Annotated in this window: 22 protein-coding genes; 5 read left to right on the forward strand and 17 right to left on the reverse strand. The window is 66.6% G+C overall.

All coding sequences use genetic code 11. The features are described 5' to 3' along the window. Positions 1-138: 138 nt before the first annotated feature. The 11 genes from FFS72_RS18215 to FFS72_RS26995 all read right to left on the reverse strand — a co-directional run bounded on the left by FFS72_RS18215 (position 139) and on the right by FFS72_RS26995 (position 6,960). Positions 139-960 carry a phage major capsid protein gene (locus FFS72_RS18215; RefSeq protein ID WP_137875247.1) on the reverse strand — a complete coding sequence of 274 codons (822 nt, stop codon included), beginning with the start codon at positions 958-960 and terminating at the stop codon, positions 139-141. Between the two features lie 136 nt (positions 961-1,096). Then, positions 1,097-1,573: a hypothetical protein gene (locus FFS72_RS18220; protein ID WP_137875248.1), complete on the reverse strand. Its 477-nt coding sequence runs from the start codon at positions 1,571-1,573 to the stop codon at positions 1,097-1,099. Between the two features lie 42 nt (positions 1,574-1,615). Continuing rightward, the gene (locus FFS72_RS18225) at positions 1,616-1,909 is read right to left on the reverse strand and encodes a hypothetical protein (protein WP_137875249.1); all 294 of its coding nucleotides are present in this window, start codon (positions 1,907-1,909) and stop codon (positions 1,616-1,618) included. Then, positions 1,906-2,115: a hypothetical protein gene (locus FFS72_RS18230; RefSeq protein WP_137875250.1), complete on the reverse strand. Its 210-nt coding sequence runs from the start codon at positions 2,113-2,115 to the stop codon at positions 1,906-1,908. Before FFS72_RS18230 ends, FFS72_RS18225 begins: the two co-directional genes overlap by 4 nt. 85 nt (positions 2,116-2,200) lie before the next feature. After that, positions 2,201-2,446 carry a transcriptional regulator gene (locus FFS72_RS18235; protein WP_137875251.1) on the reverse strand — a complete coding sequence of 82 codons (246 nt, stop codon included), beginning with the start codon at positions 2,444-2,446 and terminating at the stop codon, positions 2,201-2,203. A gap of 114 nt (positions 2,447-2,560) precedes the next feature. Then, complete coding sequence (locus tag FFS72_RS18240; RefSeq protein ID WP_137875252.1) at positions 2,561-3,742, reverse strand: DUF3631 domain-containing protein; 1,182 nt, start codon at positions 3,740-3,742, stop codon at positions 2,561-2,563. After that, positions 3,739-4,266, reverse strand: a complete 528-nt coding sequence (locus tag FFS72_RS18245) for a DnaB-like helicase N-terminal domain-containing protein (protein WP_137875253.1) — start codon at positions 4,264-4,266, stop codon at positions 3,739-3,741. Before FFS72_RS18245 ends, FFS72_RS18240 begins: the two co-directional genes overlap by 4 nt. 243 nt (positions 4,267-4,509) lie before the next feature. Further along, positions 4,510-4,710, reverse strand: a complete 201-nt coding sequence (locus FFS72_RS18250; RefSeq protein WP_137875254.1) for a helix-turn-helix domain-containing protein — start codon at positions 4,708-4,710, stop codon at positions 4,510-4,512. 122 nt (positions 4,711-4,832) lie between these two features. Further along, entirely contained in the window at positions 4,833-5,252 is a 420-nt protein-coding gene (locus FFS72_RS18255) for a hypothetical protein (RefSeq protein WP_137875255.1), read from the reverse strand. Further along, positions 5,249-6,361 carry a site-specific integrase gene (locus FFS72_RS18260; protein WP_137875305.1) on the reverse strand — a complete coding sequence of 371 codons (1,113 nt, stop codon included), beginning with the start codon at positions 6,359-6,361 and terminating at the stop codon, positions 5,249-5,251. Before FFS72_RS18260 ends, FFS72_RS18255 begins: the two co-directional genes overlap by 4 nt. Positions 6,362-6,837: 476 nt before the next feature. After that, positions 6,838-6,960 carry a hypothetical protein gene (locus tag FFS72_RS26995; RefSeq protein ID WP_283235427.1) on the reverse strand — a complete coding sequence of 41 codons (123 nt, stop codon included), beginning with the start codon at positions 6,958-6,960 and terminating at the stop codon, positions 6,838-6,840. Between the two features lie 1,273 nt (positions 6,961-8,233). On the opposite strand from FFS72_RS26995, the gene FFS72_RS27000 reads away from it, so the two are divergent. The 3 genes from FFS72_RS27000 to FFS72_RS18270 all read left to right on the forward strand — a co-directional run bounded on the left by FFS72_RS27000 (position 8,234) and on the right by FFS72_RS18270 (position 9,806). Further along, positions 8,234-8,359 carry a hypothetical protein gene (locus FFS72_RS27000; protein WP_283235428.1) on the forward strand — a complete coding sequence of 42 codons (126 nt, stop codon included), beginning with the start codon at positions 8,234-8,236 and terminating at the stop codon, positions 8,357-8,359. Positions 8,360-8,624: 265 nt separating this feature from the next. Beyond that, positions 8,625-9,050: a hypothetical protein gene (locus tag FFS72_RS18265; RefSeq protein WP_137875306.1), complete on the forward strand. Its 426-nt coding sequence runs from the start codon at positions 8,625-8,627 to the stop codon at positions 9,048-9,050. 84 nt (positions 9,051-9,134) lie between these two features. Further along, positions 9,135-9,806, forward strand: a complete 672-nt coding sequence (locus tag FFS72_RS18270; protein WP_137875256.1) for a hypothetical protein — start codon at positions 9,135-9,137, stop codon at positions 9,804-9,806. Between the two features lie 88 nt (positions 9,807-9,894). Here the strand turns inward: FFS72_RS18270 and FFS72_RS26520 are convergent, their stop codons facing one another. Together FFS72_RS26520 and FFS72_RS18275 are read right to left on the reverse strand one after the other, a co-directional pair. Next, entirely contained in the window at positions 9,895-10,068 is a 174-nt protein-coding gene (locus FFS72_RS26520) for a hypothetical protein (RefSeq protein WP_157050754.1), read from the reverse strand. 100 nt (positions 10,069-10,168) lie between these two features. Next, positions 10,169-11,569: an FUSC family protein gene (locus FFS72_RS18275; RefSeq protein WP_137875257.1), complete on the reverse strand. Its 1,401-nt coding sequence runs from the start codon at positions 11,567-11,569 to the stop codon at positions 10,169-10,171. A 75-nt stretch (positions 11,570-11,644) separates the two neighbouring features. On the opposite strand from FFS72_RS18275, the gene FFS72_RS18280 reads away from it, so the two are divergent. Together FFS72_RS18280 and FFS72_RS18285 are read left to right on the forward strand one after the other, a co-directional pair. Further along, positions 11,645-12,175, forward strand: coding sequence for a MarR family winged helix-turn-helix transcriptional regulator (locus FFS72_RS18280; protein ID WP_137875258.1), 531 nt, complete (start codon positions 11,645-11,647; stop codon positions 12,173-12,175). 89 nt (positions 12,176-12,264) lie between these two features. Further along, positions 12,265-12,618 (forward strand): VOC family protein, encoded by a 354-nt coding sequence (locus tag FFS72_RS18285; protein ID WP_050063368.1) that lies wholly within the window; start codon positions 12,265-12,267, stop codon positions 12,616-12,618. A 78-nt stretch (positions 12,619-12,696) separates the two neighbouring features. Here the strand turns inward: FFS72_RS18285 and FFS72_RS18290 are convergent, their stop codons facing one another. The 4 genes from FFS72_RS18290 to FFS72_RS18305 all read right to left on the reverse strand — a co-directional run bounded on the left by FFS72_RS18290 (position 12,697) and on the right by FFS72_RS18305 (position 15,417). After that, positions 12,697-12,960, reverse strand: coding sequence for a hypothetical protein (locus tag FFS72_RS18290; RefSeq protein ID WP_137875259.1), 264 nt, complete (start codon positions 12,958-12,960; stop codon positions 12,697-12,699). A 57-nt stretch (positions 12,961-13,017) separates the two neighbouring features. After that, positions 13,018-13,767 (reverse strand): HNH endonuclease family protein, encoded by a 750-nt coding sequence (locus FFS72_RS18295; protein WP_249353397.1) that lies wholly within the window; start codon positions 13,765-13,767, stop codon positions 13,018-13,020. Between the two features lie 216 nt (positions 13,768-13,983). Further along, positions 13,984-14,232, reverse strand: coding sequence for a hypothetical protein (locus FFS72_RS18300; RefSeq protein WP_137875261.1), 249 nt, complete (start codon positions 14,230-14,232; stop codon positions 13,984-13,986). A 12-nt stretch (positions 14,233-14,244) separates the two neighbouring features. Continuing rightward, positions 14,245-15,417 (reverse strand): fatty acid desaturase family protein, encoded by a 1,173-nt coding sequence (locus FFS72_RS18305; RefSeq protein ID WP_137875262.1) that lies wholly within the window; start codon positions 15,415-15,417, stop codon positions 14,245-14,247. Positions 15,418-15,431 lie beyond the last annotated feature (14 nt).

Raw genomic sequence — 15,431 nt, forward strand, 5'->3', positions numbered from 1 at the left:
GGGGAGGTGTCATGGGGGGGTGCTTGCCTACGCCGGAGGGAGCGACGTGCGAGTCGTCGGGTCGATGCCCCCTGGGGTCTGCCAACAAGAACACCCCCGAGCCTGTCGGTGCAGGTCGGGGGCGTTCTGGATCTTGCGCTACGGAGTGGTGGTCAGCTTCGCGACGCGGGTCGGGTGCATGACAGCCCAGCCGAGACGCCAGGTCACGCGGACTGCGATCACGTCGTTGGCGAAGAACGCATCCTCGCTGCGGGCCAGGCGGATCTGAGACTGCGCGGACAGCACCGAACGGTTGTCGATCACGAGCAGGCCGGCATCTGGCATTGCGGGGGTGACGAGCACCGGGACACCGAGGATGGAGCGCTCACCGGCCGCGGTACCGGCACCGAGCAGGTTCTGTGCGCTTCCGGTCGCGGTCTTGAGCTTCTGCAATGCGGCCCAGGCGTCGGGTGCGGCGATGATGTGCGACGCGGTGCCGCCTTCTGCCTCGATGCCCGCGACAGCGTCGACGAGGGTGTCGAGGTTGCCACCGACTGCACCACCATCGGTGATCCCGGCGGTGTTGAGCAGGCCGGCGGGGTTGCTCGCGTTGCCGAGGTAGGCGGCGTTCGCCTTCTTCACCACCGAACGGGACAGGCTGTCGACGATGAGGCGGGCAGCCTCGGGCTGCTGCAATGCCTCGTACGTGTACTTGCCGAGGGCGGCAACCTTGTCGGTCATGATGACGGTCTGGCTGAATGCCTGCGCTGCGTCGGCGATCGGGTCGCCTTCTGCGGTGAACCCGGCAGTGCCGTCGTCGACGACGAACGGGACGCGGACGGCGGGTGCGTCACCTTCGATGCTGCCGACCAGCGTGGAGGTTTGCAGGATCAGGGCGTCGGGGACGACGTCGCCGGGAACGTAGGCGGTGACGTCGGGACGCCATGCGACGGGGCTGGTGGGGGTGGTCTGAGTAGCCACGAGGATTCCTCTCGGAGGGGGCGGTGTGGTGTCGCGTTGTCCGCGCTGCGGATCGCGTGGTGCCCTCCGGGGGCTGGCAGGTGCCGGGCTACTCCCACGGGGAGATTGACCGGCACCTGCCCATCCTAGCGGCTTGCTACGACGTCTTGCCCATGACGACGTTGACCATGTTGTCGAATCCGGACGTCGCAGGCGGGCGCGGGTTGCTCCCTTCGCGTGCAACGTAGTTCCGGGTCGGCGGCGCGATACCGAGCGTCGTGCGGGCGGTGGCGATCGCGGCGGCGACCAGCTCGGCGTCCACGGTGCCGGTGTCAGTGAGCAGTGCGGGCAGCTCGGCGCCGCTGGCCCACAACGCTTCCGGCTTGAGCTTCGCGGCGGTGGCGATGCGGTCGACCTCGGCGCGCTGGAGGGCTTCGACCCGCTGCGTGAGTGTGTCGCGCTCGGCCTCGGTCTCGCGGAGTCGTCGCCGGTACTTCGCTGCCTCCCGGTTGCCGTTGGGCTCGTCGGCCTGCTCCTGCTCGTCGGCCTGCGTGAGCTCCTGCTCGGCATCCGCCTGGATGTTGACCTCGTCGCGCTCGTCGACGGCGGGGTTTGTGATGTTGTTCTCGGACATGGTCACTCCTTGGTGTGGGTTGGTGCGATGAAGATGCCGGGGTTAGTCGCCCTCGGCGATTCCGAGACGGTCTGCGTCGACTCGGGAGATGAACACGCCGCCGGACAGTGACGTGATCGTTCGGGATGGTTCGACTCCGATGGGGATTCCGTCGGCGTCGAGGATGACGTCACCGAGAATGGTTCCGGTGACCGGCTTGTCGTAGTTCGCGGACCACCTGCGGATGTCGTCGAGGGTGATCGGCTGCGCGGGCACTACGTCTCGCGGTGTGCGGTCATCGCTCCCGAAGATGCTGCGGACGAACTCGCGCATGTCGTGGTCGTCGTGGTCGGTCATGTCTGGCGCTCCTCTATGGCGTCGACGATCCGGTTCGCTAGGTCGAGGGCCACGGATGAGGACAGCGTCAGTCCCTGCCCGATGTTCACCCACCCCTCGGCGGTGATCGAGACGGGAATCTTCCGGCGGTGTTCTTCGCAGCGACCGGTCGAGGATCGGGTTCGGCGGGCGCAGCCGTCACGGCGGCACTGGGCGGCCACGGTCATCGGCGGACCTCCCGATGCAGCGGGCACAGCCCGGACGGATCAGGCGTCAGATAGCGGCACTCGGTGGCGCGGCAAACGGTGAGGGTCACGCGGACTCCTGGTGTGGACGCGCTGCCAACGAATCCGGGCAGCGGGTGGAATGAGTGCAGAGGCAGCACAGTCGCTCAGCGGCGATCTGAGCCGGGATCGGATCGGTTCCCGGCTCTGGGAACCGTGCGGCGTCGAACAGGTCGTGACGGTCGATGCAGCGCGCACCGGACAGGGTCGGCCGGCCTTCGAGGATCGCGGCGAGCAACGGGATTGCACCGGACTCACGATTGCGTCGGGTCATCGCGTACCCACCTCGCCGCTGTGGCTGGCAGTAGCCGCAACCCATGCAACCAGCGCAACTTCCCAGGTCAGGCGGTTGCACCAGATTTCGCGGTTGCACATCATCCGCAACCACCTAAACATCCGCAACCACCCTGAGCTGCGCGGTTGCGCTGGTTTCGCCAGTTGCGGCTACCGATGGATCAGCGGGCAGATACCGGGTCCACGCGTCGTGGAAACCACCCTCACCGGTCGAGGCGTACCCGCGAACCTTCGACCCGTCCGGCATCGCCTGCATCTTGGACTTGATTGCGTACGGCTTGAGAAGCTTTGCCAGAGAGCGGGCGTCGAGCATCCGGCCGTGAAGGTCACGCCACGGAGATTCCTCGAGTTCGCGGAGTCCGAGAACCACCTCTTCGGTCTTGAGGCGGCCGCGTCCGTTGAACACCTTTCGGCAGTCGTCGAGTAGCTGTACCCCGAGAGACGGCTCGGCGCGCTCCGAGTCGAGCACGAAGTGTTTGCATGCCGCTCGGGCGGTCTCGGGCCAGTGCCCGCCTGCTGCGTCGGCGATCGCCAGCAACGCTTCCCATACCTCGGCGGGTCGGTCCTCCACGCCGTTGGGCATCACTGGACGTGCCTCGGCCAGTTCGGCAGAGATACTGCCGATCCACTCTGCAAGTTCCTCCCGGATCGGCGCGGCCTGCTCCACCGCGTCGCGCTCCCGGAAGGGATGCACCGTCTCCCCTGGCGCCCGCTTGCGCTTGTGGATCGTCACCGAGCGGGTCGTGATGGTGGCGGGCATGTTCCCGGCGAGGCCGGCGAGTGCAACCGGCGCGAACACGGGGAACTCGCGCACCTTCATGTTCTTGCTGTCGCCCTCGCAGCGGTCGACTGTCGCGCCGCGCTTGTAGCCTGCGTTCAGCAACGCTCGGAGGTCTTCGACCTGCGGAGCGGCAACGCGGCCGAAGATTGCGTCCACCTCGTCGAAGAAGATCGTCGGCGGCAGCTGGCCCTCGTCCACGGAGGCGGAGATACGCCGGTACAGCGCGGCCGTCGTCGCAGAGATGGTCATCTTCGAGTTGTGCGCGAGCAGCGCACCGAGTTCGAGGTCTCGCGTCTTGCCCGATCCCGGCTCAGGTGAGGAGAAGATGATCCGCGGGGTGACGTAGAACGAGTCTGACGCGTGGGTGTGGGCGATCCAGAGCGCATAGGTGGGCGCACAGTGCTTGTCCGGGTACACGGAGTACCAATTCAGGAACTCGGTCACGTCGTCGAGAAGTCCAGCGCCCAGCGGCGATTCCGTCACGGTGACACTCATGCCGCCACCTCCTCGCCACGGAGTGCACCGAGCCGAATCGAGTGCTCCCGAGCAGCCAGGCCGGCCCGGACAGCGAGCGGCATGAGGTCACACTCAGCGAGTTCACCAGCACCAGCGGTGAGCGCCGCACCCCAGGACTTGAACCGACGCCGGAACGCCAGCGCCACGACTAGTTCAGCGTGCATCCGCAACTCAGGTTCAAGTCCACTGCACCCAGCGGTCACCGCGTCGAGCATCGCCTTCTTGGCGAGTCCGTCTACCTTGCCCTGTCGCAGCAACTCGGCCTGAACAGCTGCGGCGTGGAACTCACGCCCGGACGCTACGAGCGGAGTCATCACTCCCCACGCCTCGGCAGCACCGAGGTCGTCGAAGTCGTCGGCCTGAACATGCGGGAGTACGGCGCGGACATGCGCCGGGGACGCGGCGAGCGCGGAGCCGAGAAGCAGCACCTCTGCCGAGACCGGCGTCGTCGAGGCGGCAATCACGCTGCCACTTGGACGGACAAACGCAACAGGCTCAGTCATGCCTGCACCACCTTCGCGGAGCGGGCGCGGCACCGCGGGCCACGATTGGCGGCGCGGGATTCAGCGGTGACGATGTAGTGCCCGCAGTCGCGGCACCGAACGGCGATCTTCACCCCGAGGGCGACAGCCTGCGCTTCGAGCTCAGCGAACGGCAGGTTCGACCGAGTATCCTGGTCACAATCCCTGGTCGTGGATTCAGAGAGAGCCCCGTTGCCCGCGGGGCTTTTTCGTGTCTGGGACATGTCAGCGACCACCTGCCGTAGCAAGCGGGCGCATCATCGCGTCGATCTCATCGAGGTCTACGCGGATCATGCGGGGACCGAACCGGTAGCCGGTGATCCGGCCGGCGGAGATGTACCGGCGGATGGTCTTGGTGCAGACGCCGTACTCGTCCGCGGCCTGGGGGATGGATGCCAGTCTGCGCTGAGACTTGTTCTTGGGCATGGCTGTGAGATTCCCTCTCGGGTCTCACTGGCAGCCTCGATCACGTCCAGGTTCGCGGTAGCACCGCGGGCATCTTGGGTAGTTCAGTGGGCAGTGTAGGGCCTAAGTGGACATACGCGCATCTACGCCGGTTCGATCACGACCGTTCGCCCCTTCTTTCCGGGCCGGATTGAATCTCTAATCTCATTGGTGTTCAACATCTTTCGAGAATGATCGCACCTAGCTTCAAAGGGTAGGTCTGCGACAAAGTACGCGGCGTGTCGCCTCCACCGCCGGTTGCCGTCCTCGGTGTTGTTCGCCCGGCCGGACTCGTTCGAATCGTCGAGGTTCGCCGCCGGTGCGGCCTTGTATCGAGGGAATCCGAGGATCACGCCATTCGGCGCCTCGATCACGTGCAGCACAGCGCATCGACACCGCCTGAACCGGTAGGTCACGGCTGCCCGTTCAGCGACGGCCCCCGTTGCCACCAGCGCGTCGTAGATCACGTTGGCCTCGCCGACCTGGCCGAACAGTGCAGCCAGAAACTCGGTCGTCTCGTTCACTTCTTCCCCTCGATCATCGCGGATAGCCGGTCGGCGATTTGTCGATCCCTGCCCGCGGCTACGTGCTGGTACTTGAGCGCCATTGCCGGTGTGGTGTGTCCTAGTCGGTTCATCAACTCGGCTGTCGTCGCGCCGGCCTGCGCTGCGAGGACGGCGGCGGAGTGGCGCAGCATGTGCGGCGTCAGTTCCGGCCGGCCGATCCGTTCGGCGGCCGGCTTGAACACCTTCCGGTAGGCATAGTCCCCGAGGTGTCCGCCGCCCTCTGCGGGGAACAGCAGCGATTCCCTACCGGCCTTCACGTGCGTGTCCAGGTGCTCACGGATCATTGGGACCATGTGCGGGGGGATCGCCACGTCACGGACGCCTGCGGACGTCTTGGGGCTGTCGACAGTGAATACACCGGACCGGTACGTGACGGCACGGCGAACATGAATCAGGCCAGCGTCGAGGTCCATATCTTTCCGGCGTAGTTCGGTGAACTCACCCCACCGCAGCGAGCACCACCCGGCGATCAGGACCGACGCCCGGAGATGTGCCGGCATCTCGTCGGCGAGCTTGCCAATGTCCACCGCGGACAACACGGTGATCTGCTTCTTCCGCTTGGTCGTCATCGCGGACTTCACGCGACATGGATTCGCGGGGATCAGTTCATCGTCCAGCGCGGTCGCGAAAATCGCATGCAGAAGGCTGTAGCAGTGCGCATTGCGCGTTGGGGTGTCTGTCCCGAGGCCCGCGTGCCAGCTTCGCACTACGGCCGGCGTGATCGCTGTCAGCTCAGCAGGCCCAAGGTCAGGCAGGATATGCAACCGAAGGTGACCCTCGTACAGTGCCCGCGTCCGGGGCTTGATTCGCCGCTCAGTGAGCCAGCGCTCGGCGTACTCGGCCAGGGTGGGCACGGCGATGTCGTCTGCATCCGCGACCGCGCTCGGCTCGATCCAGACTCCAAGGTCGATCTTCCTGCGTTGCTCGGACAGCCACCCCTCGGCGTCGAGCTTCGCGGCGAACGTATTCGGAGCGACGTAGCGCGCCCCGTCCGGCCCGACGTAGGACGCCTGCCACCGCCCGGAGGGCAGCTTTCGGTTCTTCCCCCACCCTCTGCGACCCGCCAACTTCGCCTCCCGTGCCCTTTGCGTGCACTCAGAGTGTAATCGCGTGTCCACTTGTGTGCCCTCAAGACACGAGGTAGCGTGCACTACCACCAGCGAATTTGAGCTAGACGCACTGGTAGACGACAAATCCAGAACGGAACCGAGACAGGTTCGATTCCTGCCGGGGGCGCCGCGTTGTTGCAGGTAGTTCGCCACTTTCGGCTGGCTGCACCGGCCGCGTTCCTTCTTGGAAGTCGTTTGGAACACGGAGGGCGCCGATTTCAGGGCGTCGGTCCTTCGCGCCCCATGGCAAGAATGCGATGCACCAGAGCATGTCTCCCACGTCGATCACCGCCGGAGTCTTCAGGGGCACCAGCCACCCAGCCAGCATGGAGCGTTGTCCACAATCCATGCGCGGGTCCACTCCGAGAACGTGGCGCAGGAAGTAGCCAGTAGATCAGTGGGAAGTCCATCTTGATCACCTCTTTCCTGTGCGATCAGGGGCAGTGCCCGCCGAGGTCGCATCCGATGATCGACCACAACGCGATCCGCCATTCCATGGGGAACGGCAGTCGGTACATCCAGGTGCCGTGAAACTGCGGGTTCATCTCTGGCGTCACGGCAACCTCCGGGTGAGTGAGTCCCGACCGTTCGACCAGCTGATCCCGATATGCGGCTGGCCCGTCGGCGGTTGATCGCAACGGCCGTTCGAAAGACGCCGTTCGAAATCGTCGGATCGTCGTCTGACAGCTGCGGATACCCGACTCGGAGCAACTCAACCACGCCGGCCAGATCACCCAAAGAATCCGGCCTTTTGGCGCTCAGCTGTGCCTTTGATCAGTGGGCGAGCCCCGCTCCAATCAGCCAGGCCACCGCTACGCGGACCGCGGCTCCAAGTTGTGGCCCCACAAACAACTCCAGATCCAGCATCACAGTCACCTTTCGATGGTCACCAACAACTAGCTCGGTGGCGGTGGACCACAGAAGCCTCCCCATCCGCAAGGCAGCAATCTGATCAACGGCACCCGCCATTCGTCAGGCATGGGGAAGAAGAAGACCCAGGGATCCATCTCGATCACCTCACCGGATAGTTGCCCGACTAGGGGCAGTGACCGCCCAGGTCACATCCGAATGTGTTTTGCAGGATCCGCTGCCACAACTCGGGTATCTGCAAGGTCCACATCCAGCCCTGGCCAAGCCAGTCACGTGGACACACAAGGCGTCGCATCCCGCGTCTGTGTCCCGGCCGTTCGATCAGCGTAGTCCCCGTGACCCAGCCTCCCAATGACTCCGCTTCTCCCTCATCTCATTGCACTTCTGAGGGAAATCCACAGATAGGAGTCAAAAAATGCAAGTTCACGAGACTTCTCGACATCGATGAAGGGAAGGCGAGGGTCGGGTCATTCGTCGTGATGCTCGGCGTCACGGGATCAATCGCACCTCACCTCAAACTACGGCCGTCACCTGAACGGCAGAAAGGTGCCGCCGAGCCGATGACCCCGGTTCCCACCCCTGACCTTCGGGTCGAACCTCATGGACACCTCGTGTGAGGGCCCGGCTGGTCGCGATGTCGGTTGGAATCCTCGACGCTCGACGTGCGGACCTGCGGTTCCCGAACACCCCGAAACCCCCATCCACCTCAAGTGTGGTGTGAAACACTATCGGTGCGGGCACCGATACACGGGGTTGAGGTGAGTCCAATGCCCGAACTCCACATCGACCGCTGCGGTCGGCACATTCTCGAGAACTCCCCGACCGCGCCCTGCCGGTCGCCTCCCCCATGACGATCGTCCCCGACCAGGTGGCGAGGACCGGACGCACTGCGCACGCAGTCCGGTGCGTCCAGTCCGTCGCCCCACGCTCCACTTGCCCCGACAGTGAAGGTGCACGGCCATGGAATTCTTGAGCGAACTCGTAACGGTGCTCGGCGATCTCCTCGAAGTCATGGAGGAGATGCAGGGCGGCCAAGGCGGCGGAATGGGCGGCCTCGGCAGCCTCGGCAGCCTCGGCGGCTCCTGAGCCCCAACCAACGAAGCGGGTCCCGGTCACGACGTGACCGGGACCCGCTTCGTCTCAGGGCGCCTTCGCGATCCCCGATGCCCGGGCGCGATTCGCCTGCACCGCACCACTGTGCGGAGTAAAGTCAGTCCCTGTCTTCGCCCGACCCTCACGAGGGTCACCTACCGTCCCAGCGCGTTTCGCGGTTCGTGGACAATCGCGCAGCGCGGATCACCGTCGTGTCAGCGAGAGCCCTCTCGAGAACCGTCCGACCGTGGGAGTCGCCATGAAGATGGCCAAGACCCTTGTTCTGCCCGTGCTCGTCACCGCCGCGCTCGCCGCAGGTGCGGGTCCCGCCGTAGCCCAGTTGCCGGCACCGCCACCGCTCCCCGCACTGCCGACGGTCCCCCCGCCGCCACCGGTCGCGGCGATGTTCGCCGAGCAGACGTGGCCCGGCAACGAAACCAAGCAGGACGCGTTCAAGAACATGACCGACGAGATCAACACCGGCTGGGTCAACGGAGGCCAGCAGCGGATGATGATCGGGTCGTTCGTGGGACTGGCCATCGGATGCGTGTCGATCTTCCCGAACTTCATGGCCGGCTGCATGCTCGGCAACGTCATCGGCGCAGGCGTCGGCGCGGTCGTCGGAATCGACGAGGGCAATCCGAATGCACGGCCCGCGGTGGAGAAGTTCTTCGCGACGCCGTGACACGCCCGCTGGGCCGTCACCGCGGCCCGGCCCCGCCCATTCGCCTGTGCAACAACGTCTGATCACATGGGGATCTCCATGAATATGGCCAAGACCCTTGTCATGCCCGCGCTCGTCGTCGCGACGATCGTCTCCGGCACCGGAACGGCTGCAGCACAATTGCCGGCGCCACCGCCGCTGCCCGAGCTACCCGCACTCCCGCCGCTGCCGTCGATCCCACTCCCGGAACTGCCACCGCTGTCGCTGCCGGACCCGGCCGCGGTCCAACTGCCGAACACGGAGCTGCCGAACCTGGAGCTCCCCGCCGTGACCGTGCCCGAACCGGTTTCGGTCCCGCTGCCGACGGTGACTCTGCCCGCCCCGGTTCAGGTGGATCTCCCGGCACTGCCCCCGCCGCCACAGGTACCCACCCTCGATGAAGTGGCACGCATGCTGGGACTGCCGCCACCACCGTCGGAACCACCCGCCGTGCTGTTCGCCAACCAGGTATGGCCGAGCAATCAGGTCAAACGGGACGCCTTCATCGACCTGTCGAACGAGGTGGTCGTCGGATGGAACAACGGCGGCCAGCAGAGAATGGTGCTGGGTTCGTTCGTCGGCCTCGCGATCGGTTGCGTGTCGATCTTCCCGAACTTCATGGCCGGCTGCATTCTCGGCAACCTCATAGGTGCGGGCGTCGGCGCCGTGGCAGGCATCGACGAGGGCAACCCGAAGGCCCGCCCGTCGCTGGAGAAGTTCCTGGCGACACCCTGGTGACGCTTCGGCGCACGGCTCGTGCGCCGTCGCCCGATCGTTCAGTTGGTGGCGCTGCCCGATCGTTCAGCGGCACCGCCGCCGCGACCGGTCAGGCGGCACCGCCGCCGCGCCGCACCACCGTCAGCTTCGACACGCGTGAGGAGATTCGCCTGTCCTCGCCGTCGCGGAGCAGCGCGATTCCGGATCGGATCTCCTCGACCACCCAGGTCCCCGCCGTGTCCGAAATATGGACGAGGTCGCCCGCGTGTACCGCCTCACTCATCGTCGTCTCCACTTCCGCGTCGTCACGAGCCGCCTGGACGCCGGTCGCATGCACACAATTATCACGCGCCGACACCCGCACGCCCGGGGTCGGGTCCAGTTCACGCGGGCAATGTCAGGTGCGCACGATCGGTCACGCTGACGGTGACGGCTGCGACGAGGATTCCGATGACGACACCGACGACGGTGTCGAGTACGCGGCTGACACCGATCTCGGGGCCGACGGTGGATCCGAGGCCGACGACGAGCAACGCCATGGGGGTCACGAAAAGGGTGCACAGGCCGTAGTTGCGGGCAGCCATCACCTCCGCGCCGATCTGCAGGACTGCGATGACGATCGCCGTCTGCCAGAAGCCGAGTGACAGTGCGATCAGCGCCGCCGCGACGATTGCTCCCGCGACGTTGCCGAGCAGTCGTTGGATTCCGCGTTCGACGGTGTGCGTGTAGCTGATTCCCTGCATGGCAGCCATCGCGCCCATCGACGCCCACAGCGGGTGGTCGAGTCCGACACCGGCGGCGAGCCATCCTGCGACCGCGGCGGCGAGCACGACGCGTCCGGCATAGGTCGCGACGTCCCGCGCCCCCAGTGCCGCGACACCCGAGGCCAGGAACGACGCGGGCCGCGGCAGCGCGGCCGCTTCGCCGTCGGAGCCGAGAATTGGACTGTGCCGCTTCGTCTTACGGAGCTCACTTTCATGACCGACCACCGCATCGATTCGACTGGTGTCGCCGTCGTGGAGCCAACGGTCGAGTGCCACCTCCGCCTCGGCGAGCAGGGCGGCGAGATCGTGGTCACGGGCAGCCGACCCGGCCGTCAGCGCGAGCTTCTCGCGCGCCGTGACGATCGCGGCTCTCGCCTCGGCTGCGTCGCCGCCGCGCGGGACACGGCACAGCGCGCTCAACGCGCGGGCAGTGGCCAGACGCGCAGGCCCCCACGGCAGCACGGCGAACGGCATGAGCGCCACACCCAACCCGACGGCGGCGCCGAGAGAAGCAGCACCCACCGCGACGCCGAGTTGGGTCCCGGTTCCCGTGAACCCGACGGCCGCGGTCGCGGCGAAGACGAGGATCACGGGTCCCGGTCCGCCGACACGGAAGGCCTGCAGGAGGGCCGCGGCGACTCCTGACACGAGAGCCATGACGCCGATCTGCGCCCACATCGGGATTCCGCTCAGCGCGATGAGTCCACCGGCGAGAACCGACGCGACCACGGCCGCTCCGACGAAGCCGACCTTGTGCGCGGTCCGGCGCAGCGGCTCGTGGCGGGAGAAGGCCGACGACAGCGCACCGAGAAGTGCGAATCCGGCGATCGAGGCGTGCCCGGCGAGCCCGAACGCGACCAGGACGACCGTTGCGGCGAGGCCGACTCGCAGCGACACCGCGAGGGTGGCATCGGCCGATCTGACCCGAAACGAGCGCCGCCACACGGCAGCGGACACCGAGTACGCGAGGGCGCCTCGGGTGTGGCGAAGCCGGCTCGGGGCGGCGGCGAGGGTGGGCATGGTCTCGACTCTAGCAATATTTCACTAGTAAAATACATACGAAACTAATGTGAACCATGCCGCTACCATGTGCAGATGCCGCCGACAGCCAGCAGCGAGCCGGGCGAGAACGCCACGGGCGACTTCATCGACCACGTCCGCCGGCAGTGGCACGACACCCGCCCCGACCTCGACACCGACCCGATCGACGTGCTCGGGCGAATCACCCGGATCAGCTCACTCGCCCTGCACCAACTGGACCGCGCCCTCGCGGGAAGCGGCGTTTCCCGGGTCGAGTTCGAGTTCCTGTGCGCACTCGCGCGCAGCGACCGGCCACTGCGGGCGTCGGAGGTCACCACCGCGACGATGACCAGCGGGGCGTCGACGACCAAGCATGCCGACCGGCTCACCCGCGCGGGGTTCCTCGAACGCCTGCCGTTCGAGCGCGACGGACGCGTCGTGTTACTGCAACTGACCGATGCGGGACGCGCGCTCGTCGATGCGGAGTTCCCCGCGCGGGTCGAGCGCGATCGGCGGATGCTCGACGGGCTCGACGACGACGAGCGCGCCACGCTGACGGCACTGCTCCGCCGCGTCGCAGGCAACGTCGAAGCCTCCACGTGGTGACCGATCGGACGCGGCGTCGCATCCGCGCGACCGATCCGCCTCGGTCGTGCTGCACTAGGGTGTCCGCACTTTCACCGAAGGAGACGTCGTTGAGTGACCATGAAGTGAAGATGATCATCCTGTCGACCGACAATCTGGACGAGTCGATCGCGTTCTACACCGAAACCCTCGGCCTGCCGCTCAAGTTCCGCGACGGTGCACACTTCGCCGCCGTCGACGGAGGCGCGGTGACCATCGCCCTCGCGACCGCGGTCGACCACCCCATCCACGGGCAGGTCGTCGTCGGCATCAAGACCCCCGACGTCGATGCTGCGGCGAAGGCCGTCGAGGAAGCCGGTGGCGGCATCGTGACGGGCCCCTACGACGACGCCCACGAGCGCCGCGCCGTCGTGTACGACAACAAGGGCAACGGGCTCGTGTTCTACAGCCCACTCAAGCGGTGATCCCGATACCCGCCTCGTGAACGGATAACGCGGGGAGGGAACGGCGGATGGCGTCGCGGTGGTCCCGTCGGGGCGCCCCTAGGCCTCGAAGGGCACCGCGTTGCCGGCCGCGTCACGAACGCCGATTCCGGCCTCGATCGCGGCCGCGAGGTCAGTGGCCGTCTCCCACGTCGCCGGCGGCGCGTCCTCGAGGTTGCCGATGGTCAGCCACGTCTCGGTGCCGTGGTAGCGGACGAGTCCACGCCCCGCGGACGTCACCGTGACATCGAGGGATCCGGACAGGGTTCCCTCTTCGACAGTCATCACCGCTGCCGCGGAAGAGATCTCGACCACCTCGTCCATGCCAGCCCTCCTCTGCCGGGGCCCCGTCCTGTCATGTGCGCCCACCCCAGTGTGCGCCTACCCCAGCCCACTCGGATCGACGCAAGCGGCGACCGCGGTTCGCAGCGCAGTCTGCTCCGCGGGATCGACGGTCAGCCCGTACGCCACCTTCACCCGGAGGTAGCGATCGAGGTACGTGCAACGAAACTTCCCCGGCGGCAGATAGTTCGCCGCATCCTGGTCGCCTTTGGACCTGTTGGCCGACGGATCCGACGCCACCAGGTTGACGGCGTCGTTGGCGATGCGTCGGCGCGTGTCCTCGTCCGCATCCGCAGCGCCCGAGCGCCATGCCTCGGCCAGCGCGACAATGTGCTCGGCGTCGACGGCCGACGAGTCCGTCATCCACTTGTACGGCTTCAACTCGCCGGTCTCACGATCGAGGAAGCCGTACTCGTCCTGCCAACCGCCGTTCGATCCCACCGACAGATCGCAGGTCCTCGGATCGAGCCGTACCGAGCCGACCGCGTCCCGCAACAACATCACCTCACGAGTGGTGCACCGACCGTACTGCGCGAACTCGGCACCGAAGCCGTACTCGGGCCGGTTCGGTTCCCAGTGCGGGAACTCCTCCCTGCTGTAGCCGGTCATCGGCAATTCGGGCGCGACCTGCACCTGCGCGAGCAGTTCGGTCAGTTCGCCGGCGACGGCGCCGCCCGGCGCCGAATCGGGCTTGGTCCACTCCTCGAGCACGACATAGCCGACGGCGATGATCGCGGTGAGGAGGATTGCCGCGCACACCCCGAGAAGCCGGCGCGCGGACCGAGCCACGCGCGATGTCCGCCGCGTCACCGCGATGTTCCGCCGAACTCGTCACGAGCACAGGCGATCACCAATGGGACACTCAACGGACAACTCCTCAGTCGCGGGCAAGGCGGCCGTATTATGGCCCGCCCGACCGCCCGCGACCGCACACCACGCCGACCACACCCACCGTCGTGACGCAGATAACGTCAACTCGGCAGTGCGCCGCCGTGCTGTGGAGACCTACTTGTCCGGCGCGTCGTCGGATGCGTCCGGGACGGACTCCGGCGGCGGCGACTTCCGCTCCTCGTCCTCGCGCGCCTTGCGGGAGGCCTCCCGCATCTCGAATCCGTCGCTGATCCAGTCGCCGATCTCTCGGGTGACGTCGCGGACGGCTCCGGCGATGATCATCGCGATCCGGCCGACGTGCGTGGCACCGGACTCCGTCAGTTCCTGCACGGTGTCCTTGCGCCGCTCGAACTTGCCCACCATCGTGCCTCGCTCTCAGGCCGGAACTCGGGAACGGTCGACGATAACACTTGCGGGCGGTGTCGACCGGGCCAGGAACGGCGGCAACGCCAGGGAGAAGATCTTCCCCCACACCGATCCGACCTGGCGGAAGAAGCCGCCTGAGTTGTAGGGCAGTCCGTGCTTGGCGCACAGGGCACGGACCTCCGGGGCGATCTCCGGGTACCGGTTCGCGGGAAGATCCGGGAACAGGTGGTGCTCGATCTGATGGGACAGGTTGCCCGACATGATGTGGAACAGCCTGCCGCCCTCGATGTTCGCGCTGCCGAGCATCTGTCGCACGTACCACTCCCCCCGTGTCTCGTCGGCCGTCTCCTCCTGCGTGAAACTCTGCACACCCGACGGGAAGTGACCACAGAAGATGATCGAGTACGCCCAGACGTTGCGGACCAGGTTCGCGGTCGCATTGCCGAGCAGCGTCGAGACGAACAGCGGTCCGGTCAGCGCGGGGAAGATCACGTAGTCCTTGAGCACCTGGCGGCCCGCCTTCCGCCACATGCCCGCCAGGAGCGGCTTGACGTCGTACCAGGACCGTTTGCGCGCCACGATGTTCTCGACCTCGAGGTCGTGCAGCATCACGCCCCACTGGAACAGCAGCATCAGCGCGGTCGCGTACACCGGGTTCCCCAGGTAGTACGGCCGCCACGGCTGCGCCTCGTCCATGCGGAGGATGCCGTACCCGATGTCGCGATCGAGGTCGACGATGTTGGTGTACGTGTGGTGCATGTAGTTGTGCGAGTGCCGCCACTGGTCCGCCGGGCACACGGTGTCCCATTCGAACTCCCGCGAGTTCAGGCCCGGTTCACGCATCCAGTCGTACTGGCCGTGCATCACGTTGTGGCCGATCTCCATGTTGTCGAGGATCTTCGAGATCGACAGCGCCCCGACCGCCGCCACCCAGAACGGGGGCAGGAACCCGAGGTACATCAGGCCGCGGCCGGTCACCTCGAACCCCCTCTGCGCCTTGATGATCGAGTAGATGTACTCGCGGTCCCGGGCGCCGAGGTCGGCGACGACGCGGTCGCGCAGCGCGTCGAGTTCGCGGCCGATGTCCTCGACCTGCTCGTGGCCGAGGACGACCGGCTCCGGGACATCGGTGTCGGAACGGCCGCCGAGCAGGGCGGGGAGGGCGAAGGACAGTCCGAACATGGTGTGCTCCTTCT

The organism is Rhodococcus sp. Q (assembly GCF_005503035.1).
Classification (GTDB): domain Bacteria; phylum Actinomycetota; class Actinomycetes; order Mycobacteriales; family Mycobacteriaceae; genus Rhodococcus_G.

What these genes read in the sequence shown, in the direction of transcription:
- FFS72_RS18220 (WP_137875248.1), bottom strand. Translation starts at nt 1,573, where the DNA reads ATGTCCGAGAACAACATCACAAACCCCGCCGTCGACGAGCGCGACGAG.
- FFS72_RS18225 (WP_137875249.1), bottom strand. Translation starts at nt 1,909, where the DNA reads ATGACCGACCACGACGACCACGACATGCGCGAGTTCGTCCGCAGCATC.
- FFS72_RS18230 (WP_137875250.1), bottom strand. Translation starts at nt 2,115, where the DNA reads ATGACCGTGGCCGCCCAGTGCCGCCGTGACGGCTGCGCCCGCCGAACC.
- FFS72_RS18235 (WP_137875251.1), bottom strand. Translation starts at nt 2,446, where the DNA reads ATGACCCGACGCAATCGTGAGTCCGGTGCAATCCCGTTGCTCGCCGCG.
- FFS72_RS18240 (WP_137875252.1), bottom strand. Translation starts at nt 3,742, where the DNA reads ATGAGTGTCACCGTGACGGAATCGCCGCTGGGCGCTGGACTTCTCGAC.
- FFS72_RS18245 (WP_137875253.1), bottom strand. Translation starts at nt 4,266, where the DNA reads ATGACTGAGCCTGTTGCGTTTGTCCGTCCAAGTGGCAGCGTGATTGCC.
- FFS72_RS18250 (WP_137875254.1), bottom strand. Translation starts at nt 4,710, where the DNA reads ATGCCCAAGAACAAGTCTCAGCGCAGACTGGCATCCATCCCCCAGGCC.
- FFS72_RS27000 (WP_283235428.1), top strand. Translation starts at nt 8,234, where the DNA reads ATGGAATTCTTGAGCGAACTCGTAACGGTGCTCGGCGATCTCCTCGAA.
- FFS72_RS18265 (WP_137875306.1), top strand. Translation starts at nt 8,625, where the DNA reads ATGAAGATGGCCAAGACCCTTGTTCTGCCCGTGCTCGTCACCGCCGCG.
- FFS72_RS18270 (WP_137875256.1), top strand. Translation starts at nt 9,135, where the DNA reads ATGGCCAAGACCCTTGTCATGCCCGCGCTCGTCGTCGCGACGATCGTC.
- FFS72_RS26520 (WP_157050754.1), bottom strand. Translation starts at nt 10,068, where the DNA reads ATGAGTGAGGCGGTACACGCGGGCGACCTCGTCCATATTTCGGACACG.
- FFS72_RS18275 (WP_137875257.1), bottom strand. Translation starts at nt 11,569, where the DNA reads ATGCCCACCCTCGCCGCCGCCCCGAGCCGGCTTCGCCACACCCGAGGC.
- FFS72_RS18280 (WP_137875258.1), top strand. Translation starts at nt 11,645, where the DNA reads ATGCCGCCGACAGCCAGCAGCGAGCCGGGCGAGAACGCCACGGGCGAC.
- FFS72_RS18290 (WP_137875259.1), bottom strand. Translation starts at nt 12,960, where the DNA reads ATGGACGAGGTGGTCGAGATCTCTTCCGCGGCAGCGGTGATGACTGTC.
- FFS72_RS18300 (WP_137875261.1), bottom strand. Translation starts at nt 14,232, where the DNA reads ATGGTGGGCAAGTTCGAGCGGCGCAAGGACACCGTGCAGGAACTGACG.
- FFS72_RS18305 (WP_137875262.1), bottom strand. Translation starts at nt 15,417, where the DNA reads ATGTTCGGACTGTCCTTCGCCCTCCCCGCCCTGCTCGGCGGCCGTTCC.